This is a genomic window from Amycolatopsis sp. cmx-4-83 (assembly GCF_046548815.1).
Classification (GTDB): Bacteria; Actinomycetota; Actinomycetes; order Mycobacteriales; family Pseudonocardiaceae; genus Amycolatopsis; species Amycolatopsis pretoriensis_A.
In genome coordinates this window covers 410,792-430,252 of sequence record NZ_JAEBEF010000010.1, presented here as the reverse complement: position 1 = coordinate 430,252, position 19,461 = coordinate 410,792, and the positions used below count along the sequence as shown (strand labels likewise).

General features: G+C 72.1%; 22 protein-coding genes. 10 read left to right on the top strand and 12 right to left on the bottom strand.

The genetic code is table 11. The features are described 5' to 3' along the window. Positions 1–49: 49 nt before the first annotated feature. Together ACLJQM_RS31530 and ACLJQM_RS31525 are read left to right on the top strand one after the other, a co-directional pair. The gene (locus ACLJQM_RS31530) at positions 50–430 is read left to right on the top strand and encodes a DUF427 domain-containing protein (protein WP_247013653.1); all 381 of its coding nucleotides are present in this window, start codon (positions 50–52) and stop codon (positions 428–430) included. Position 431: 1 nt separating this feature from the next. Continuing rightward, positions 432–1,274: a LysR family transcriptional regulator gene (locus tag ACLJQM_RS31525; protein WP_410634076.1), complete on the top strand. Its 843-nt coding sequence runs from the start codon at positions 432–434 to the stop codon at positions 1,272–1,274. A gap of 281 nt (positions 1,275–1,555) precedes the next feature. Here ACLJQM_RS31525 and ACLJQM_RS31520 read toward each other — a convergent pair whose 3' ends face one another. Next, on the bottom strand, positions 1,556–2,266 hold the full coding sequence (locus ACLJQM_RS31520) for a DUF2306 domain-containing protein (protein WP_410633983.1): 711 nt from the start codon (positions 2,264–2,266) through the stop codon (positions 1,556–1,558). A gap of 110 nt (positions 2,267–2,376) precedes the next feature. On the opposite strand from ACLJQM_RS31520, the gene ACLJQM_RS31515 reads away from it, so the two are divergent. Both ACLJQM_RS31515 and ACLJQM_RS31510 read left to right on the top strand, forming a co-directional pair. Then, the gene (locus ACLJQM_RS31515) at positions 2,377–3,306 is read left to right on the top strand and encodes a TetR/AcrR family transcriptional regulator C-terminal domain-containing protein (protein ID WP_410634074.1); all 930 of its coding nucleotides are present in this window, start codon (positions 2,377–2,379) and stop codon (positions 3,304–3,306) included. Between the two features lie 9 nt (positions 3,307–3,315). Beyond that, the gene (locus ACLJQM_RS31510) at positions 3,316–3,834 is read left to right on the top strand and encodes a GNAT family N-acetyltransferase (RefSeq protein ID WP_410633981.1); all 519 of its coding nucleotides are present in this window, start codon (positions 3,316–3,318) and stop codon (positions 3,832–3,834) included. 8 nt (positions 3,835–3,842) lie between these two features. Here the strand turns inward: ACLJQM_RS31510 and ACLJQM_RS31505 are convergent, their stop codons facing one another. Genes ACLJQM_RS31505 through ACLJQM_RS31495 form a run of 3 tightly spaced genes read right to left on the bottom strand, consistent with a single transcriptional unit; the run spans position 3,843 to position 6,321 of the window. Further along, on the bottom strand, positions 3,843–5,267 hold the full coding sequence (locus ACLJQM_RS31505) for an FAD-dependent monooxygenase (protein ID WP_410633980.1): 1,425 nt from the start codon (positions 5,265–5,267) through the stop codon (positions 3,843–3,845). Positions 5,268–5,278: 11 nt separating this feature from the next. Then, positions 5,279–5,851 carry a PadR family transcriptional regulator gene (locus ACLJQM_RS31500; RefSeq protein ID WP_410633979.1) on the bottom strand — a complete coding sequence of 191 codons (573 nt, stop codon included), beginning with the start codon at positions 5,849–5,851 and terminating at the stop codon, positions 5,279–5,281. A 41-nt stretch (positions 5,852–5,892) separates the two neighbouring features. After that, positions 5,893–6,321 carry a MarR family winged helix-turn-helix transcriptional regulator gene (locus ACLJQM_RS31495; protein ID WP_410633977.1) on the bottom strand — a complete coding sequence of 143 codons (429 nt, stop codon included), beginning with the start codon at positions 6,319–6,321 and terminating at the stop codon, positions 5,893–5,895. A 135-nt stretch (positions 6,322–6,456) separates the two neighbouring features. Between ACLJQM_RS31495 and ACLJQM_RS31490 the strand changes: the two genes are divergently transcribed. Then, positions 6,457–7,518: an MFS transporter gene (locus tag ACLJQM_RS31490; protein ID WP_410633975.1), complete on the top strand. Its 1,062-nt coding sequence runs from the start codon at positions 6,457–6,459 to the stop codon at positions 7,516–7,518. Here ACLJQM_RS31490 and ACLJQM_RS31485 read toward each other — a convergent pair. Further along, positions 7,495–8,124 (bottom strand): winged helix-turn-helix transcriptional regulator, encoded by a 630-nt coding sequence (locus ACLJQM_RS31485; protein WP_410633974.1) that lies wholly within the window; start codon positions 8,122–8,124, stop codon positions 7,495–7,497. The two genes, ACLJQM_RS31490 and ACLJQM_RS31485, sit on opposite strands and share 24 nt — an antisense overlap. 59 nt (positions 8,125–8,183) lie before the next feature. On the opposite strand from ACLJQM_RS31485, the gene ACLJQM_RS31480 reads away from it, so the two are divergent. Next, complete coding sequence (locus ACLJQM_RS31480) at positions 8,184–8,549, top strand: VOC family protein (RefSeq protein ID WP_247013637.1); 366 nt, start codon at positions 8,184–8,186, stop codon at positions 8,547–8,549. A gap of 111 nt (positions 8,550–8,660) precedes the next feature. On the opposite strand, the gene ACLJQM_RS31475 is transcribed toward ACLJQM_RS31480, so the two are convergent. The 3 genes from ACLJQM_RS31475 to ACLJQM_RS31465 are packed head-to-tail and all read right to left on the bottom strand — an operon-like array spanning position 8,661 to position 11,614. Then, the gene (locus ACLJQM_RS31475; RefSeq protein WP_410633972.1) at positions 8,661–9,503 is read right to left on the bottom strand and encodes an alpha/beta fold hydrolase; all 843 of its coding nucleotides are present in this window, start codon (positions 9,501–9,503) and stop codon (positions 8,661–8,663) included. Between the two features lie 12 nt (positions 9,504–9,515). Beyond that, on the bottom strand, positions 9,516–10,634 hold the full coding sequence (locus ACLJQM_RS31470) for an NlpC/P60 family protein (RefSeq protein ID WP_410634073.1): 1,119 nt from the start codon (positions 10,632–10,634) through the stop codon (positions 9,516–9,518). A 17-nt stretch (positions 10,635–10,651) separates the two neighbouring features. Next, positions 10,652–11,614, bottom strand: a complete 963-nt coding sequence (locus ACLJQM_RS31465; protein ID WP_360774572.1) for a nucleoside hydrolase — start codon at positions 11,612–11,614, stop codon at positions 10,652–10,654. A 53-nt stretch (positions 11,615–11,667) separates the two neighbouring features. On the opposite strand from ACLJQM_RS31465, the gene ACLJQM_RS31460 reads away from it, so the two are divergent. Together ACLJQM_RS31460 and ACLJQM_RS31455 are read left to right on the top strand one after the other, a co-directional pair. Beyond that, positions 11,668–12,420 (top strand): acyltransferase, encoded by a 753-nt coding sequence (locus ACLJQM_RS31460; RefSeq protein WP_410633971.1) that lies wholly within the window; start codon positions 11,668–11,670, stop codon positions 12,418–12,420. A 44-nt stretch (positions 12,421–12,464) separates the two neighbouring features. Next, complete coding sequence (locus ACLJQM_RS31455) at positions 12,465–12,842, top strand: hypothetical protein (RefSeq protein ID WP_247013629.1); 378 nt, start codon at positions 12,465–12,467, stop codon at positions 12,840–12,842. A 1-nt stretch (position 12,843) separates the two neighbouring features. Here ACLJQM_RS31455 and ACLJQM_RS31450 read toward each other — a convergent pair whose 3' ends face one another. Next, a complete protein-coding gene (locus ACLJQM_RS31450; RefSeq protein ID WP_360774564.1) occupies positions 12,844–14,169 on the bottom strand; it encodes an APC family permease in 1,326 nt (441 codons plus the stop codon). Then, on the bottom strand, positions 14,166–15,041 hold the full coding sequence (locus tag ACLJQM_RS31445; RefSeq protein ID WP_410633968.1) for a carbon-nitrogen hydrolase family protein: 876 nt from the start codon (positions 15,039–15,041) through the stop codon (positions 14,166–14,168). The genes ACLJQM_RS31450 and ACLJQM_RS31445 overlap by 4 nt, the downstream gene beginning before the upstream one ends. Positions 15,042–15,116: 75 nt before the next feature. Between ACLJQM_RS31445 and ACLJQM_RS31440 the strand changes: the two genes are divergently transcribed. Together ACLJQM_RS31440 and ACLJQM_RS31435 are read left to right on the top strand one after the other, a co-directional pair. Continuing rightward, positions 15,117–15,821, top strand: a complete 705-nt coding sequence (locus ACLJQM_RS31440; protein ID WP_247013622.1) for a FadR/GntR family transcriptional regulator — start codon at positions 15,117–15,119, stop codon at positions 15,819–15,821. 297 nt (positions 15,822–16,118) lie between these two features. Continuing rightward, positions 16,119–17,549: an alpha/beta fold hydrolase gene (locus ACLJQM_RS31435; protein ID WP_410633967.1), complete on the top strand. Its 1,431-nt coding sequence runs from the start codon at positions 16,119–16,121 to the stop codon at positions 17,547–17,549. Position 17,550: 1 nt separating this feature from the next. Here the strand turns inward: ACLJQM_RS31435 and ACLJQM_RS31430 are convergent, their stop codons facing one another. Together ACLJQM_RS31430 and ilvA are read right to left on the bottom strand one after the other, a co-directional pair. Then, complete coding sequence (locus ACLJQM_RS31430; RefSeq protein ID WP_360774552.1) at positions 17,551–18,120, bottom strand: NADAR family protein; 570 nt, start codon at positions 18,118–18,120, stop codon at positions 17,551–17,553. A 21-nt stretch (positions 18,121–18,141) separates the two neighbouring features. Then, on the bottom strand, positions 18,142–19,398 hold the full coding sequence (ilvA, locus tag ACLJQM_RS31425) for a threonine ammonia-lyase IlvA (protein WP_410633965.1): 1,257 nt from the start codon (positions 19,396–19,398) through the stop codon (positions 18,142–18,144). Positions 19,399–19,461: the final 63 nt, after the last annotated feature.

Sequence of the window (19,461 nt, the reverse complement as noted above, 5' to 3'; positions counted from 1 at the left end):
CCGGGTCCGGGGTGCTGCTCCTGGTACACGACCTTTTCGAGGAGCGGACATGCCGGAGAAGAAGGTTCTGGTCCCGGGCCCGGACCACCCCATCACCGTAGAGCCGACCCGGGCCCGCGTGGTGGTCAAGGCGGGCGGGCGCGTGGTTGCGGACAGCCGCAACGCGCTGACGCTGCAGGAATCCACGTACCCGGCGGCGCAGTACATCCCGCGGGCGGACGTCGATTTCAGCGTGCTGGAGCGGACCGACCACGAGACGTACTGCCCGTACAAGGGCGACAGCAACTACTACAGCCTGAACGTCGGTGACGTGCGGGCCGAGAACGCGATCTGGACGTACGAGAAGCCGTACGACGCGGTCGCGGCGATCAAGGACCACGTGGCGTTCTACCCGAACGTCGTGGACTCCATCGAGCTGGTCGAGGACTGAGCTGGACCTCGACCTGCTTCGCACCTTCCTCGCGGTTCACCGCGCGGGCTCGCTGACCGGTGCGGCACCGTCGCTGGGTTTGTCCCAGCCGACGGTGACCGCGCAGGTCAGAGCCCTGGAGGAGGAGCTCGGGCAGCAGCTGTTCGTCCGCCGGGCCCGGGGCGTGACCCCGACGTCGGCCGCCGACGAGCTGGCCGCCCGCATCGCCCCGCACGTGGACGCATTGGCGACGGTGGCCGTCGGCGACGACCCGTTCGCGGCCCCGGTGCACCTGGCCGGACCCGCCGAGCTGACCACCACCCGGGTCCTCCCGGCGCTGGCCGGCCTGGTCGCGTCCGGACTTCGCTTGCGCGTGACGTTCGGCCTGGCCGACGACCTCCTCGCGGGTCTCGCGCAACGCCGGTTCGACCTCGTCGTCTCCACGATCCGCCCCCGCCGCCGAGGCCTGGCGGCAACCCCGCTGACCGACGAGGAGTTCGTCCTGGTCGGCCCCCGCGACTTCAAGGGCGACCCGCGCACGGCGCCGCTGGTGGCCTACGCCGAGGACCTCCCGATCATCCGCCGCTACTGGCGGTCGGTGCTGGGCGTCCGCCCACCACCCGGCCCCGCGGTCGTCGTACCGGACCTGCGCGGCGTCCTGACGTGCGTGCTCGCCGGCTTCGGCGTGAGCGTGCTCCCGCGGTACCTGTGCGCGGAGGAACTGGCCGCGGGCTCGCTGATCGCGTTGCTCGAGCCGGAGGAACCCCCGATCAACACGCTCTTCGCGGTCACGCGCGCCGAGCCCTGCCGAGCGGGGCCCGCGGCGGTGCGCGACGCACTGCTCGCGGACGCCGCCCGCTGGTGACTCAGCCCGGGTAGCCGCCGAAGATCTTGCCGAACAACGGCCTTCTCGGGGAATGCGGACCTGGACATCGGCGAAACGCAGCCAAGGTCGCGGTGAATCCGCAAAATGCTGCGGGCTCATGCGGTCGACGGGTGCGCGTATCGCCGGCTACCGGTGCATGCGGGAGGGAGAGTTCGGGCGCTATGCGACTGTGGGCGAACGGCGGCCGTCGATAACGCTGCCGCGCCGACGCGCTTCGACTTCAACGGTGCCGTGCGCTGAGCCTCGTCTCCGAAGAGGGCTCAGGCCGGGGACGGCGCGCGGCGGCGTCCCCGGCTCCGGCCCAGCCACCACTCGGCCGCCAGCAGCGGGAGCACCCAGCCGGTCCACGTCGTCAGGCCCGCGATCGCCTGGCCCATCGCGAGTTCGCTGCCGCCGAACGTCGTGTCCAGCTGCCCGGGCAGCACCGAAGCCCAGACGATCGCCCACACGCGGTTGCTGATGATCGACATGCACAGCGCGAAGCTGCGGATCATCCACCGGCGGTGGTCGCCGAACCGGCGGGCTCGCGCGCTGCGGTAACCCTGCACCGTGCAGGTGAACCAGAGTGTCGCGAGCAGGACGTTCGACACGGCGCCGACCGGGCCGAACGGGGCCGCGAGCCCGATCGCGAGCCCCGCGATCGACGCCGGGACCGCGCCGGCGAACACGTACACGCGGCCGGTGCGGCGGTGCACCACCGGGTGCTTCTGCCGCAGCCACGGCCAGATCTGCAGTGCGCAAGTCACCATCGCGATCGTCGCGAACCCGATGTGCGTCACCAGTACCGGGTAGTACCAGCCGGTCGGCGCCGGGATCCGGGACTCCGCGGGGTTCAGCCCCAGGTACGGCGGCAGCGAGTACACCAGGAACACCGTGACGAGCAGCCCCAGCGGGAACACCCACGGGCGGCGCCACCACGGCGTCGCCCGCTTGGCTCCACCGATGCTCGTCGCGGTCTGAGTCGTGCTCATGGGATCCCCCTGTTTCATGACGCTGTATCCGCACCGTATGAACACGGCCAGGCAGCGGCAATCCTTCTTGGCGACATTGGGGGAGTACCCTGAAACCGTTCTAGGTGACGATGGCAAGTGTTCTAGTACGGATCGGGGTGTTCGTGGCCGAGACGGCGCCGTACCTGCGGATCGCGGCCGACCTGCGTCGCCGGATCTCCGCCGGTGAGCTGCGGCCCGGCGACCGCGTCCCGTCGACGCGCACGCTGGTCCGCGAGTGGGGTGTCGCGATGGCGACGGCCGCGAAAGCGCTGTCCGCGCTGGGGGAGCAGGGCTGGGTGCGCGCGGTGCCGGGCAGCGGCACCGTCGTCGCCGACCGGACGCCCGTGAAACCGCCGCTGGGCCGGGACGGCCTGGTGCGCGCGGCGATCGCGCTCGCCGACGCCGAGGGGATCGCCGCGCTGTCGATGCGGCGGCTGGCCGCGGAGCTGGACGTCGGGCCGATGGCGCTGTACCGGCACGTGCCCGACAAGGACGAGCTGCTCCGGCTGATGGCCGACGTCGCGCTCGGCGAGGCGGAGCTGCCGGAGCCGGGCCCGGTGCCGTGGCGGCCGCGGCTCGAGCTGGCCGCCCGTTCGCAGTGGCGCGCCTACCGGCGGCACCCGTGGCTCGCGCCGATCCTGCTGAATTCGCTGGTCCGGCCGCCGGTCCTGGCGGCGGGGCTGCGGCTGCTCGACTGGTCGCTGCGCGCGCTGGCCGGCACCGGCCTGCGGCGGCGGGTGAAGCTGCAGGTCGTCATGACGCTCAACGGCTGGGTCGGCGGCCTGGCGGTGAGCAACGCGTTCGAGGTCCAGGCCGAGCACGACACGGGCATCACCGGCGACCAGCGGCTCGCGGCGGACATGACGCTGCTCGCGGACTACCTGGGCTCGGGCCGCTTCCCGGTGCTCGCCGAGGTGATGACCGGCGTCGAGGACGTCGACCTCGACGAGGCGTTCGAGTTCGGGCTGCGCCGCCAGCTCGACGGAATCGCCGTGCTGCTGGGCGAACAGCACGCCTAGAGTGGGCCGGTGCTGATCACCACGGAACGCCTCACGCTGCGCGCGTGGTCCGAAGACTGCTTCGACGCCTTGTTCGCGCTGGCCCAGCTTCCGGAGACGGTCCGGTACGTGGGCACCGGCGAGCCGTGGAGCCACGAGTACACCCTGGGCAAGCACCAGGCGACGCTCGCGCACTGGGCGTCCCACGGCTTCGGCTGGTTCGCGGTGTCGGCGTCCCCGGGTTCGTTCGACGGCGTGGTTTCGCTGGTCCGCCGCAGCGCCGCGGAGTCGGGCTTGGCCGCGCCGGCGGTGGAGATGGGCTGGTGGATCGCCCCCTCGGGCTGGGGCCGGGGTTACGCGACCGAAGCGACGTCGGCGGTGCGGGACAAGGCTTTCGCGGCCGGCTGGGCGGATCGGCTGCTGGCGGTGTACGAACCGGTGAACACGGCGTCGGCCCGGGTGGTGGCGAAGCTCGGGTTCACGCCGCACAGCAAGTTCACCCTGGACGGCCGGGTCGAGCAGCGGGCGGTGCTGGACCGCTCGCGCTGACCCCGGTGCTACGCCGACGCCGGAATCGGCACGTCGCCGATCCACTGCCGCACGGCTTCCGCGAGCCCGGTGTCGTCCGTGCCCGTCGTCACCCAGGCCACGTGCCCGTCCGGCCGCAGGAGCACCGCTCCCGTGTCCGAAGTGGACGAAGCCGCGACCACGTCGAGGCCCGGTGCCCAGCCGCCGAAGGTCCCGGCCAGGTCCACCAGCACCGGCCGGCCGGGATGCAGCAACTCCGCCAAGTGCGTCGATCGGCCCGAGACCGTCAACGCGATGTCCGGTGCCAGCCGCCCGAGCCACGGGTGCCCGTCGTCCGCGTAACGAGCGTCCAGCCCGGTGATGATTTCGGCCAGCGCCCGGTTGCCGTCGGGGTGCGCGGCGACGCGGCGCATCAGGTCCGCCCACGGCTCCCCGGCCGCTTCTTCCAACGCGACCTGGGCCCGGGTGTTGGCCAGAATCCGTTCCCCCGCGGCGTGTCGCTCGGCGTGGTAGGTGTCGAGCAGCCCCTCGGGAGCCGTCCCGCGCACCGTCGCCGCCAGCTTCCAGCCGAGGTTGAACGCGTCGTCCAGCGCCACGTTCACCCCGATCGCGCCCGCCGGCGGGTGGATGTGCGCCGCGTCGCCGGCCAGGAGCACCCGGCCTTCGCGATAGCGCGACGCCAGCCGTGCCGCGTCGCCGAACCGGCTCAGCCAGCGCGGGTTCCGCAGCGGAACGTGCCGCCCGAGCACCGCGTCCACCTGTGCCTGCAACGACTCCAGCGTGACCGGCGTGTCCTTGTCGGCGGGCGGCTCGTCCTCCCGGACGATGATCCGGACGTACCCGGGCCGCGGGATGACGAACACCGTCCGGCCGTCCGGACCGGCGGAAGGTCCGTACGGCAGCTCGCATTCGACGTCGCCGAGCAGCGCGAACCACCGGGCGTTCACGCCGGGGAAGCCGATCCCGGCCTGCTTGCGCACGGTGCTGCGCCCGCCGTCGCAGCCCACCAGGTACCGCGCCCGGATGGACAGTCCATTGTGGAGCTCGGTCGTCACGCCGGAATCGTCCTGGGTGAAGGAAAGCAGCTCGTGGCCGCGCAGGATCTCGGCGCCGAGTTCGCGCGCTCGCGCTTCCAGGACCTCCTCGACGCGGCTCTGCGGGATGCCCAGCGAGAACGGGTGGTCGGTCGCGGCGCCGTCGAGCAGCAGCGGGTTGGGCAGGCCGGTGACCGGGGCGTGCGGCACCTGGTGCCCTTCGGCGACCAGCCCGTCGGCCAGCCCACGCCGGGCCAGCAGGTCGAGCGAGCGCGAGTTCAGGTTGAAGCCGCGGCAGTACGGCGGGCGTTGCGGGTGGCGTTCGACGATCGTGGTCCGGACGCCCGCCAGCGCGAGTTCCGCGCCGAGCAGCAGGCCGGCCGGGCCGGCGCCGGCGATGAGGACTTCGGTTTCGAGCACGGGACTTCCCCTCAGAAGTGGTCGGGCCAGGGCAGCGAGCCGGCGCGGATTTCGGCGGCCGTGGCGCGGGCCCAGTCGAGCTCCGCCTGCCACGCGTGCCGCACGAACTCGACCTCGATCATGAACAGCCGCGGTGCGCCCTTGCCGACCGTGTCGGCCAGCGCGGTGTCGGCGCCCTCGATGCGGTCGGCCAGGTGGCGCGCCCGTTCCTCCAGTGCGTCGGCGGCGCGGTCCGGGCCCAGCGCGCCGAGGTAGCTCACCGCCGCGACGAACTTCGGGTACTCCGCGACCGGCTCGCGGACCAGTTCGTCGAGCCACGCGAGGAACTCCTGGCGGCCGAGCTCGGTGTGCGCGTAGACGGTCCGCTCGGGCCGGTTGCCCTCGCGGACCGTCTCGACCGGCTCGATCCAGCGGTGCTTCGCCAGCGACTCCACGGTGTCGTAGAGCGAACCGGGGTTGATCTTGAAACTCGTGTCCTTGTACCGCTCGCGCAGCGTGGACGCCATTTCGTACGGGTGCATCGGGCGTTCCAGCAGCAGGCCGAGCAGCGCGAGGGCGAGGGTGTTGCGGATCTTGCGCGCCACTAGTCGCTCCCTATCAGTCGGAACCGACTATACGACGGGCGTCAAGCCAGGTTGTCGACGCAGGTCCGCAGCAGCTCGGCCAGCAGGTGTCGCTGATCGGACGGCAGGTCGCCGAGCATCTGGGCTTCGACCTGCGCGACCGCCTCTTCGGCGACCCCCATCTGGGTGCGTCCCTGATCGGTCAACGCCACCGGCCGGGCGCGGCCCGTCGACGCCTGTTCGGCCACGGTCACCAGCCCCGCCGACCGCAGGCCGACCAGGACGTCCCGCAGCGACTGCCGGGTGACGAAGGTGATCCGCGCGAGATCGGCCGACGACGCGCCGGGGTGGTCGTAGAGCGCGCGCAGCACGGCGTACTGCGACATCGACAGGCCCAGCGGCCGCAAGCGGTCGGTGCACACCTGGTGCAACGCCTGCTGGGCGCGTTTCAGCAGGTAACCGGGCCGGTCACCGGTCTGGGGGTGATCCATGTCAGGGACCTTACACACCCGCCGTTCGTAAGGTGGCGGGGTGACGGGTGAGATGAAGCGCGCCCGCCTGGGGGTCTCGGTCGTGTTCGCGGTCTGCGGCGCCGCGTTCGCGACCTGGCTGGCCGGGTGCCGGCGGTGCAGGAGCAGCTGGGACTGAGCACGGGGGCGCTCGCGACGGGGCTCTTCGGCCTCGCCTTGGGGTCGGTCGTCGCGCTGGTGGGTGCGGGTGCGCTGCTGACCCGGATCGGCAGCCGCGCGGCCGTCGGGCTGGGCGCGGTCGTGCTGTGCGCGGGGCTGCCGCTGGTCGCGTTCGCCTGGTCGGCGCCGGTGTTCGTCGCGGCGCTCGTCGTGCTCGGCGTCGGCAACAGCCTGCTCGACGTCGCGATGAACGCGCACGCCGCCCGCGTCGAGGAGGGCTACGGGCGCCCGATCTTCGCCGGCTTCCACGCGTTCTGGAACATCGGCGGCCTCGCCGGTTCCGGCGTCGACGCGCTGATGGAGGCCGCGCACGTCCCGGTGTCGGTGCACTTCCCGCTCGCCGGCGCGGTGCTGCTCGCGCTCGCGCTGTGGGCCTCCCGCACCCGCTTCCTGACCGGCGCCGACCGCGGCCAGGGTGAGGCGGCGTTCGCGTGGCCGAGCCGCGCGCTGGTGCCGCTGGGGGTGATCGCGTTCTGCGGGTTCGTCGCCGAAGGCGCGGTCAACAGCTGGAGCGCGGTGTACCTTGCCGACGTCACCGGCGCGACGCCCGCGTTGGCCTCGTTGGGCTACTTCGCCTTCTCGGCCACGATGATCGCGGTCCGCCTGGTCGCCGACCGCGTCGTGGCGCGGACGGGGCCGGTCCGGTTCGTCCGCGTGGCGGCCGCGGTCGCGGTGCTCGGGTTCGCGGTGGTCCTGGCTGTGCCGTGGCCGGTCGCGGGCGTCCTCGGTTTCGCGGTGGTGGGGCTCGGCGTGGCGGGGATCGTGCCGATCGCGTGGAGCGCGGCGAGCCGCAAGCAGGCGGACGCGCCGGGCCGCGCGGTCGCCGCGGTCGCGGCCTGCGGCTACCTGGGCTTCCTGGTGGAGCCGGTGCTGGTGGGCGCGCTGGCGACCCGCGTCGGCCTGCACTGGGCGCTGTCGTCGGCGGTCGTGGTCACGTTCGGGATCGTCTTCCTCGCCCCGTCGTTGCGCGTCCGGTCACGCCAGCCGCTCGCGCAGTAGCCGCCGGACGGCTTTGCGGTCGCCGCTCGCCGCCACGAGACCGCCCGCGATCGCGGCGTCGAGGTCCGACGGCTTCTCGAGCAGTGCGTTGAGCGTCGGCGGATCGGTGCGGATCGTGGCGTCCGGCGCTTCGGGCGCCCCGGGCTCGACCGTGAGCCGGCCCGGCTCGGTGCGGACCGTCCACACACGAGCGTCGAGTTCGACGCGGTAGCAGGCGGCGCGGCGGGGACGCGCGCCACCGCGGAGGAACAGCAGCACGGACGTCGTGCCGAGGTGCGCGTCCGGTGGCCGCGGAAGGCCGCCGCCCCAAGCCCCGAGAGCGAGCACGACGGGCTCCAGCTCACGACCCCGGCCGGTCAGCTCGTAGACGGTGGACCCGGCCGGCGGCGGCAGTTTCCGCCGTGTGACAACGCCGTGAGCTTCGAGTTCCCGCAGCCGGTCGGTGACGAGGTTGGAGCTGGCACCCGGCAGCGCGCGCCGGACGTCGGAAAACCGTTGCGGCCCGAGGAGAAGCTCGCGGATGACGAGCAGCGCCCACCGCTCCCCGACGACGTCCAGCGCGCGGGCGATCGTGCAGGCGTCCCCGTAGCTCCGGCTCGTCGGCATGCTTTCAAACTACAACCTTGAGGTTGTTTTTAACAACTACAGCGGCGTACGGTGCCGGTATGAGCCGACCTGTCGTGCACTTCGAGATCATCGGAACCGACCCGGCAACCCTGCGCGGGTACTACGGCGAGCTGTTCGGCTGGGAATTCGACACCTCGGCCCCGGTGTCCGCCGAGGTATCGGAACCCGGCTACGGCTTCGTGGAATCCGGAACCATCCCGGGCGGCGTCGGCGGCGGCGCGGGGTACGAAAGCCACGTGGTGTTCTACGTGGGCGTCCCGGACGTCGCGGCGGCACTGGCGGAAGCCGAGCGCCTCGGCGGCACCCGCCGCCTGGGCCCGGCCCGCGCGCCGGGCCGCGACCTGGTGGTCGCCCAGTTCACCGACCCGCAGGGCAATCTGGTGGGCTTGGCCGGCCCGGCTTGAGCTTCAAGGCCCAGCCGCAGGCTGGGTGACGTCCATGCTTGGCTACCCCACCGAATCCCGTTGTCGGCGGGGCTGAGCATCGTGGCCGCCTGGGCTGACCGTGCCCGGCGCTCAGCGCGCGAGCATCGCCGCGGCCACCTCGCCGGCAGCCGCGTCCGGGATCGCGATCGCGGCCTCCTCGAGCACCAGCAACCGCGCGTCGGGAATCTCGCGCGCGAGCGCCTCGCCGTTGCCGACCGGGAAGAACCGGTTGTGCCGTCCGTGCACCACGAGCGTCGGCACCGCGAGCCCCGGCAACCGTTCCCGCCAGCGCGGCGTGCAGTCCAGCCGGGAGAACACCATGCCCAGCTGGTTGGCCGCCTGGACGGCAGCCGCCGTCCCCGGCGTCCGGTCGAAGATCCGCTCGGCGGTCGCCCGCGCGACACCGGGGTCGTCGCCGAGCACCGCTGCCCCGGCGGCGGCGAACTCCGCCACCGCCGCACGGTCGGACCAGTCGGGCATCGGAAGCGCGAACCGCCGCTTCATCGTCGGCCCGTCGTGGTCGGGAAGATCGTCGTCGACCGGTCCCGGCGCGACCGGCCGCGTCCCGGCGAGAGTCAGCGCCGAGAACGCCTCCGGGTGGTCGAGCGCGGCGACCTGGGCGACCATCCCGCCGACGCCGAAGCCCGCCAGGTGCGCAGGCCGATCGTCGAGCCCCCGGGCGAGCGCGGCGGCGTCCGCGGCCAGGTCACGCAGCGTGTAGTCCGGCGCCTCGGGATCGACGGTGGTCGACCCGCCCGAGTCACGCAGGTCGTAGCGGACGACATGGCGTCCACCCCGAGCGAGCGCCTCGCACAGCGCGTCGGGCCAGGACAACATCGTCGTGCCGCCCGCGAGCAGCACGAGGGGCGCCGCCGCGTCGCCGAAGTGCTCGACCCCGAGCGTGACGCCCTCGGGAGTCCGGAACGACTGCATCGCCACCACCCGTCAGGCCGTCGGGCGGCCGGCTCCCGCGTAGTCGTCGCCGTCCTTGCGGTACGAGTGGACCTGGACCGCCTGGCCCGTCTGCGGGGCGTCGATCATCTGCTGGTTGCCGATGTAGAGCCCGACGTGGTGGATCTTCGTCGCCGGCTCGCCGTAGAAGATCAGGTCGCCCAGCTGCGGGTCGGTCACGTGCGGCACGCTGCGGAACTGCGTGTCGGCCGTGCGCATCAGCTTGACCCCCGCGCTCGCGTACGCCGCCGTCGTCAGGCCCGAGCAGTCGAAGCCCGGGTCGTTGCCGCCGGTGCCGTTGCCGCCCCAGATGTAGGGGAGGCCGATCTTGTCGATGGCGAAGTTCACCGCGCTCAGCACCGCCGCGTTCGGCGCCGACGCGCCCTGGCCGACCGTGCCGTAGACGTTGACCGTGGCCAGCGTGCGGTGCAGGAACAGCGGCGCCGCCTGCAGCGTGCTGACCGAGTCCCACCACACCTGGCCCTGGGACAGGTCGTGGCCGTCGGCGCAGAGCGCGCGCCCGGTGGTCAACGCCGCGTCGTCGATGTTCTGGACATCGGGCTTCCCGGCCGCGTAGCTCGCCTGGTACTTGCCCCAGATCGACGGCGCCAGCTGCAGCGGCCCGGCGGCGTTCGCCGTCGAGACGACCTTGTTGTAGAAGTCGCGCACCTCGATGGTGCCGAGCGCCTTGTCCAGCACGCCGGTGGTGCCGAACTGCCCGCCCTGCGCCCGGCCGTGGTCCGTGGTCACTTTTCCGACCGCGGCCAGCGTCACCCAGGACAGGTGGCAGCCGGGGACGTCCTTGGCGAGCTTCGTCGTCGCCTTCGCGTAGCCGACCATCGCGCGCAGCGGGATGTCGAGCCACTGGCTGGTCTTGGACGCCCACGCGTCGAACTCGCTCGCCTCCGGCACCTTCGGCGGCGCGGACGTCCGCGGCGGCGTGGTCGTTTTCGCGACAGACGGCGGGGGCGTGACCGTCGCGGCCGCGTTCGTCGTCTCCTGCTGCTTCGGCGCGAACTGCACGCCGACCACCAGCGCGGCGGCGACCACGACCACCGCGGCCACCACGACCGCGGTCTTCCGGCGACGGGGCTCGGGCGTCTCCTCGGGCACGATCTCGGGCTCGTCGCTCACCGCGCGGCCCCGGTCAGCCGGTCGAGGACGAAGCCGCGCAGGCCATCGAGGTCGGTGTCCACCGCGACCTCGATCGGGCGGCCGGGGGAGAACTGCGGATCGTCTTCGCCGAGCCGTCGCCGGTCGACGAGGGTCTGTCCGCGCGCCGGGCCGAGCCCGCAGTCGACGTCGACGCGGTAGGTCTCGGTGCGCAGGATCCCCGGCGAGATCGCCTCGGCGACCGCGACGGCGTCGTGCATGACCATCCGATCCTCGCCGAACACGCGCGTGTAGTGCTGCCGGTAGGTCGAGGTGAGACCTTCGAGGGTGGCGCCGACCGGGCCCGACGCCGCGAGCTTCGCCAGCCATTCGGCGTCGACGGCGCAGCGGTGGGTCAGGTCGAGCGGGACCAGCACCACCGGCACGTCCTCCTCGACGAGCACCCGCCGCGCCGATTCCGGGTCGCTCCAGATGTTGAACTCGGCGGCGGTCGTGCTGTTGCCGAACGTCACCCCGCCGCCCATGATCACCAGCCGCGCGATCTTCGCCGCCGCGCCCGGGTGGGCCGCGAGCAGCGCGGCGATGTTCGTCAGCGGCCCGATCGGGGCGATGGTCACCGGCTCGCCGGCGGCTTCGAGCAGGTCGAGCATCAGGCTGACGGCGTCGCGCTCTTCGAGCGGACGGCTCGCCTCGGGCAGCGTGTAGGAGTGGCCCGACAGGCCGTCGCCGCCGTGGACTTCCTTCGCGTCGCGCGGCTTGGAGTACACGAGCGGGCGCGCCGACCCGGCGGCCACGGGCACGTCCGCGCGGCCGAACAGCTCCAGCAGCCGGCGCGCGTTCGACGTCGTGCGGTCGAGGGGAACGTTGCCGAACACCGACGTCACGCCCAGCAGGTCGACGTCCGGTGACAGCGCCGCCAGCGCGATCGCCAGCGCGTCGTCGACGCCCGGGTCGGTGTCGATGATCAGCTTCGTGCCCATCCACGCTCCCCTTGCCTGTGAACCCGTCCCGTACACAGGTTACGGTCACGGGCATGACGTCGATGTGGGGTGCACCCGCGCTGTCGCGGGTGCGGGCCTGGCGCCGCGCCCGGCAGGACCCGCGGCAGGCGAAGTTCCTGACCGCCGACTCGCTGCGCTGGGTGCTGCGCAACCGCGCGTACACGCCTTGGTACCTCGTCCGGTACTACCGGCTGCTCAAGTTCCGGGTCGCCAACCCGCACATCATCCTGCGCGGGATGCTGTTCCTCGGGAAGAACGTCGAGATCCACTGCCGCCCCGGCTACGGGCGCCTGGAGATCGGCCGCTGGGTCCACGTCGGCGACGGCAACGCCATCCGCTGCCACGAGGGTTCGCTGCGGATCGGCGACAAGTCCGTGTTCGGCCGCCAGAACGTCATCAACTGCTACCTCGACATCGAGCTCGGCGCGGCCACGCTGGTCGCCGACTGGGTGTACATCTGTGACTTCGACCACGTCATTTCGGACATCCACGTCCCGATCAAGGACCAGGGCATCGTGAAGTCGCCGGTGCGCATCGGCCCGGACACGTGGCTCGGCACGAAGGTCAGCGTCCTGAAGGGCACCCGCATCGGCCGCGGCAGCGTCTTGGGCGCGCACGCGGTCGTCCGCGGCGACATCCCGGACTACTCGATCGCGGTCGGCGCGCCCGCCCGCGTGGTGCGTAACCGCGAAGAGGATTACGCGGCCGACGCGGCTCGTCGTGAGGCCGTCGCCGACATGGCGCGGAAGGCGAACAAGGCCCTGCAGAAGACCCTCGAGCAGTAGATCTACTCAAGCGGGTTCGTCGCTTTTCCGGACAGACTGTTCCGGTGGGAGAGATCCGGACCGCGTGGGCCACGGTCGTGCTGGCGTTGTGTGCCGTGGGGCTGCTGCTCGTCGTCCCGTTCCTGGTGCTGCTGGGCTTCCTGGCGAGCATCCCGGTGTTCGGCGAGGCGGGCCACGGCGCCGGCGGCTACCTGACGTGGGCGGCGGTGCTCGGCGCCGGGCTGCCGCTCGTGGGCGTGGTCGTTTCCGCGACCACGCGCCGCCGCGGCTGGACGTGGTTCTTCGGCATCTGCCTGACCGTGGCGGCAGCGGTCGCGGTGCTCGCCTGGGCCGACGACGTACGGCACGCCCCGCCGCCACCGCCGGGACCGCGCCACTGCGTCGAGCGCAGCGGCGGCGGCAACGACTGCCCGGGCGGCTGAGTCACTCCTCGAACGTCATCTCCGGCGGCGGCCGCCGGAAGCCGCGGGTGATCGCGGCCAGGACGACGATGCCGATCGCCAGCCAGACCAGGCCGAAGACCAGCGCGATGCCGTCGAGGTTGACCAGTAGCCACAAATCGACCACGGCGCCGATCACCGGGAAGACCACCCAGGTCAGCACGCGTTTCCCGGCGCGGTCGCGCAGCCACGTCGCCAGCACGCTGACGTTGACGAACGTGAACGCGGTGAACGCGCCGAAGTTGATGAACGACGTCGACGTGCTGACGTCCAGCGACAGCGCGACCAGCCCGACCAGTCCGGTGAGGACGATCCCGAACACCGGCGTCGCGAACCGCGGCTGCAGCTTCCCGAAGACCCGCGGCAGGACGCCGTCCCGCCCCATGGCGAACATCAGCCGCGACGCGCTCGCCTGCGCGGCGATGCCGGAGGCGAACTGGGCCACGACGAGCCCGGCGAGGAAGAACGACGCGAACAGGTTGCCGCCGATGGTCGTCGCGATTTCGAACGCGGCGGACGACTCGTCGGTGAACGTGCTGCCCGGGTGCGCGAGCTGGGTGAAGTAGGCCAGCACGATGAAGATGCCGCCGCCGATCAGCGCGGTCAGCAGGATGGCCCGCGGAATCGTCTTGCGCGGCTCGGTGGTCTCTTCGGTCAACGTCGTCACGGCGTCGAACCCGAGGAACGAGTACGTCGCGAGCGCGGCGCCGCCGGAGATCGTGCCCAGCGTGGCGCCGGGGTGGAAGAACGGCTGCGTGCTCGCGAGCGAGCCGCCGACGTGCAGGACCTGTTTGACCGAAAGAACGACGAAGAACCCGATCACCAGCAGCTGGAAGGCCATCAGGACGAAGTTGGCTTTCTCCGCGATCTGGATGCCCAGGACGTTGAGGATCGTCGTCAACGCGATAAATGTGATCAACCAGAGCCAATTCGGCACCGACGGGAACTCGGCGGAGAGGTAGGCGCCGCCGATCAGCCAGATCACCATCGGCAGGAAGAAGTAGTCGAGCAGCACCGCCCACCCGACGAGGAAGCCGGCGCGCGCGTCGACCGATTTCCGGACGTAGGTGTAGGCGGACCCGGCGACCGGGTGCGTGGCGGCCATCTTCCCGTAGCTCGCGGCCGTGAACAGCATGGCGACCAGCGCCAGCAGGTACGCGGAGGGGACGGTGCCCTCGGTCGTCGTCGCGACGATCCCGAAGGTGCCGAGCACGATCAGCGGTGCCATGTAGGCGAGCCCGAACAGGACGACACCGGGCAGCCCGAGCCGGCGCTGCAGCGCGGCGGGGGCCGCGGCCGTGGAGGTCATCGGTCGTCTCCTTCTCGTGGGCGCCAGCGGTCCGGCTCGATCCGGCCCTGGTAGAGCGGCAGGTCCAGGGGCGCGTCGTCCGGCGTGAACTGCGCCCACACGCGGTTGGTGCCCGCGGTGCCTTCCCGGCGAACGCGCGCCACCTCGTCGAGGTCGATCGTGTGGGCGAGGACGCCGTGGTCGTTTCCCGGCAACGCGGCGAGGACGTCCCCTTCAGGCCCGACGAGCAGGCTCTCGCCCATCCCGATCGGCCCGGCCGTGTTCACGCTGGCGACGAAGACCTGGTTGACGATGGCGTTCGCCCGGGCTAGCACGAGCTCTTGGGCGCGGTCCCGGGTCGTCGTCTGCACCGGGTTGAGCACGACCTCGGCGCCCATCCAGGCGAGGTGCCGGGTCACTTCGGGGAACCAGGCGTCGTAGCAGATGGAGAACCCGACGCGCCCGGCGTCGGCCAGGTCGGCGACGACGAACCGGTCACCGGGGTCGTACGGCTCGTACGGCCGCCACGGGAAGACCTTGCGGTACCAGCCGGCCAGCTCGCCTCGCGGGGAGAAGACGAGGGCGGTGTTGAAGAGCTCGCCGTGGTCACCTTTTTCGCAAACGGTGCCGGGCGCGAGCCAGATCCCCAGGTCACCGGCCAGTTCGGCGAGCTCTTGGGTTCGTCGTCCCCGCAGCGGCTCGGCGGCGGCCCGCAGCTGGGCCGTGCGGTCGTCGCCCTCGCCGCCGACGCCGCAGAGGTGCAGCTCGGGGAAGGCGGCCAGGCACGTGTCCGGAAAACGGCGAAGGACGTCCTCGACCTCACCGGCGAACCCGGCGCCCCCGGCCGGTCGGGGCGGCGCTTGCACCAGGGCGATCGGCAGTGGTCGCGGCATGGACGAAAAATAGTCCATTTTGAACAGTTAAACAAGAGTGCTCAAGATGAGCAGTTTGTGCGGTACGGTCGTTTCATGGCGACGGCAGACCTGAGCGCCCCCGCGCTGACCGGAATCCGGCGGCTGTCTGCACTGGATACGGTCCGCGCCCGCATCGCCCTCGCGGTGGAGCTCGGCTTGCTGAAGCCTGGGGAGCGGCTGCCGCCGAACGGCGAAATCGCGCGAGCGCTCGGCGTCGCGGAGATCACTGTTCGCCGGGCCCTGGAGTCCCTGGCCGAGGACGGCCTGATCGAACGCCGCCGCGGCCGAGCCGGCGGAACGCTGGTCGCCGAGCACCCACCGGCGTCCCGGGTGAGCGAGGTCGGCGCCTACCGCGAGTCGGCGGGCGAGGTCCGGGAGCTGATCGACCACCGCCTGGTGCTGGAGTCGGGGCTGGTCCAATTCGCGGCGAAACGCCCGCCGGACCTGGTGCGCCTCCGTGCGTTGGTCGCCCGGATGGACACGGTGCCGGACTGGGCGGAGTTCCACGAGCTGGACGCGGAGTTCCACCGAACGGTGGCCGCCCCCGGCCCGGCCGCGGCGGTCGTTCAGTACGAGACGGTGCTGGCGGAGCTGTACCGCTTTTACCTGCCGTACCCGATGGAGAAGCTGCGCGAGTCGAACCGCGAGCACGCGAGCCTGGTGAAGGCCCTTTCGGCGGGCGACCCGAACGCGGCGGCCCGAGTGACGAGGAAGCACGTGGGCGGCCTCCACCGCACGATGTTCGTCGGCCTCGGCTGAGCTGTCGGCCGTCGCCACAAATCGACCACGGCTTCGGTGCCACGCGGCTTGGTCGAATTCCGCCCACGGCCCGGCTGCCCGCCGGAGGGATCCGGCGGCGGCTCCGCTTCGCGCTGGACGATGGTCAGGAATCGCCCACGCCCTGCTGTACCCCGGCTTGGTCGAGATTCGCCCACGACGCTGCCCGCGCGAGCCCTGGTCACAAACTGACCACCGCTCTCATCCCGGCCGTTCGGCGGGCAGCATCGGCTGATCGGCCGATCTCGCCACCGACCCCCGCCCGGCAGCCTGAGCCCCATGTCGATCACCCGGTTCGCCGTCCCGCTGCTCGCCGCCGTGGCGTTGCTTCCCGTCGTGCCCGCGGTCGCCGCCGCCGAGGGGGTCTCCTGGCAGCCCTGTGCCGCCGTCGCGAAGGGCTGGGATCCCGAGGACCACCGGACCGAGTGCGCGCTCGTGCCGGTTCCGCTCGACTACGCCGATCCCGGTGGTCCGGAAATCGACATCGCCGTCAGCCGGATCCGGGCGACCGGGGTGCGGACCGGGGCCGTGCTGCTGAACCCCGGGGGCCCCGGGCAGTCCGGGCTCGACATGCCGCGCAGCATCGCCGACAGCCGCGCCGGGGGCATCGGCGTGCACCACGATCTCGTCGGGTTCGATCCCCGCGGGGTCGGCTACAGCGCCGACGTGCCGTGTTCCGTCGACGTCCAGGAGCCGGACCCGGGCGTTCCCGACAAGGCGAAGGCCCGCGAAGCCGCGGAGCGGGCGGCCCGGGCCAACTGGCGTTGCGTCGCCGCCCACCCGGAGTTCGTCCGGAACCTGACCACGCCCACCATCGCCCGGGACCTCGACCGTATCCGCGTCGCGCTGGGCGACGACAAGATCGGCTACTACGGCGTCTCGTGGGGCACCGCGCTCGGCGCGCAGTACCGGACGCTCTTCGACGCGCACGTCGACAAGATGCTGCTCGACTCCGTCATGGCGCCCGACCTGAACGTCACCGCCATGGACGACGGTCAGGCGACCGCGGGCGAGAACACCTTTCACGACTTCGCCTCGTGGATCGCCAGGTACGACGCCGTTTACCGATTCGGGACCACGGAGCCGGCCGTCGCGAAAGCGCTGCTCGACCTCCGGGCCGAACTCACCGCGCACCCGCGTGGGGACGTGAACGGCGCGACCGTCAACGGCATGCTCGCCAACCCGCGCCGCGAATGGGCGGGGCTGGCGCGGCAGCTCGCCCAGATCCGCGACGGCGGCGCGACTTCACCCGAAAGTGCGAAACAGCCCGGGCAGCTCGGCTGGGACGGCGAACCACACGCGTTCAACCACTTCCAGCAGACCGCGCTGCTCTGCAACGAGTCGCCGAGCCCGCGGGACTTCGAGACCGTCTGGCAGCACCGGCTCGAGCGGATGAAGCGGCTGCCGGTCGCGGGCGGCTACGGCTTCTACGAACAGCTCTGCGTCGGCTGGCCCCTGCCCGCGCGGCCGTGGGCGCTCGCCGCCGGCCGGAGCCCGCTGCAGCTCGTCGGCCACGCCTACGAGCCCGTCACGCCGATCGGCTGGGCGCTCGCGATGAAGCAGCGGGTCGGCGGTGCGCTCATGACCGTCGAAGACGACGCCCACGGCTCCCTGAGCTCGCTGACCTGCGCAACCGCCGCTGTCACTTTTTTCGACACGGGCAAGACGACGTCGGAGTCGTGCCCCGGCGCGCCGATCCCGGCCCCGTGACTCAGATGCGGGCGCGCAGCTGCTCGCGGACCTCCATCAGCGCGAAGCCGAGCAGGTTCAGCCCGCGCCAGTAGTCCGGCTTGGTCGCGTTCTTCTCCTCGCGGGCCAGCCCCGAACCCCACACGAGGTCCTTCTTCGACGCCTCGACGATGACCGCGTCGCCGGTGCCGAGCAGGAAGCGCCGCAGGTCGCGGTGTTGCCGGAACTTGGCCAGGTTGCCGTCGACGGCGATGTCGAACCGATGGCGCTCCCAGACCGCGGAGTCGAAGTCGGCGACCTCGCGGCCGAGCACCTTCGCCGTCTTCGGGTCGGGCGCCGAGCGGATCAGCGCCGCCTTCTCGTGGTCGCCGAACAGCTCGGCCTTGCCGGCCATCATGTAGTGCTCGGCGGTCGGGTAGACGACGCCGTCGTCCTCGAACGGGTCGAGCCACCACTGGCTCAGGCAGCTCGCGGTCACCCGCCCGGACGTCGAGGGCGCGTGCCCGTAGAACAGCAGGTATTCGGGCTCCGCACCCTCGTGGACCTTTTCGCGCAACGCCTCGACACTGCGGATCCCGTCGACCTTCACCATCCGCCTAGTGGACCACAACCCTCACAGCAGGAAGTGGAACAGGGGGCTGCCCGGCTCGATCCGCTCCACCTGAAGCGGGCTCGCGGCCATCCGCACCAGCAGTCCGGGCAGGTCGGACGGCCGGGCGATCTCGACGCCGACCAGCGCCGGGCCCAGCTCGCGGTTGGTGCGCTTGACGTACTCGAAGCGCGTGATGTCGTCTTCCGGCCCGAGGACCTGCTCGAGGAACCGCCGCAGCGCGCCCGGCTCCTGCGGGAAGCCGACCAGGAAGTAGTGCTTCAGCCCTTCGTGCATCAGCGAGCGTTCGAGGATCTCGCCGTAGCGGCTGACGTCGTTGTTGCCGCCGGAGACCACGACGACGACGGTCTGCCCCGGTTCCACCTGGACGACCGAGCCGAGCGAAGCGGCGGCCAGCGCGCCCGCGGGCTCGGCGATGATGCCGTCGGACTGGTACATCGCGAGCATCTCGGTGCAGATGGCGCCCTCGGGGACCGCGGTCAGCTCGGCGCCGCTGTCGCGGATCAGCGGGTAGGTGACCGCGCCGGCTTCGCGCACCGCGGCGCCGTCGACGAACGAGTCGAGCTCCGGCAGCCGCACCGGGTGACCGGCCGCCAGCGCCGCCGCCATGCACGCCGCGCCCGCCGGTTCGACGCCGACGACCCGGACGTCCGGATGCCGTTCGCGCAGCCAGCTGCCGACGCCGGCGAGCAGCCCGCCGCCGCCGACCGGGACGACCACGACGTCGGGGACGAAGCCGAGCTGCTCGATCACCTCGGACGCGACCGTGCCCTGGCCGGCGACCGTGCGGACGTCGTCGAACGCCGGGACCAGCGTCGCGCCCGTGCGCTGGGCGTCCTCGTTGGCCGCGGCGAAGGCGTCCTCATAGGTTTCGCCGACGACGATGACCTCGATGTGCGCGCCGCCGAGCGTCGCGATGCGTTCGCGCTTCTGCCGCGGCGTCGTGCCCGGGACGTAGACGCGGCCGTTCGCGCCGAGCCGGCGGCACGCGTACGCGACGCCCTGGGCGTGGTTGCCGGCGCTCGCGCAGACGACCCCGAGGGCGCGGGTCGCTTCGTCGAGCTGGACGATGAAGTTGTAGGCGCCGCGGATCTTGTACGACCGGACGGTCTGCAGGTCCTCGCGCTTCACCCAGACCTGGGCGTCCACCCGGGACGACAGCCGCGCGCTCGGTTCCAGCGGCGTCCGGGTCACCACCCCGGCCAGCCGCTCGGCGGCCTTCTCGATGGTCGCCGCGGTCACCGTGTCGATGTCGTGCACCCCGCTGAATCTACGACTCGCGCGTCCCGGGCAACCTGCCGGGCTCCCGGGCGCATCAAAGGG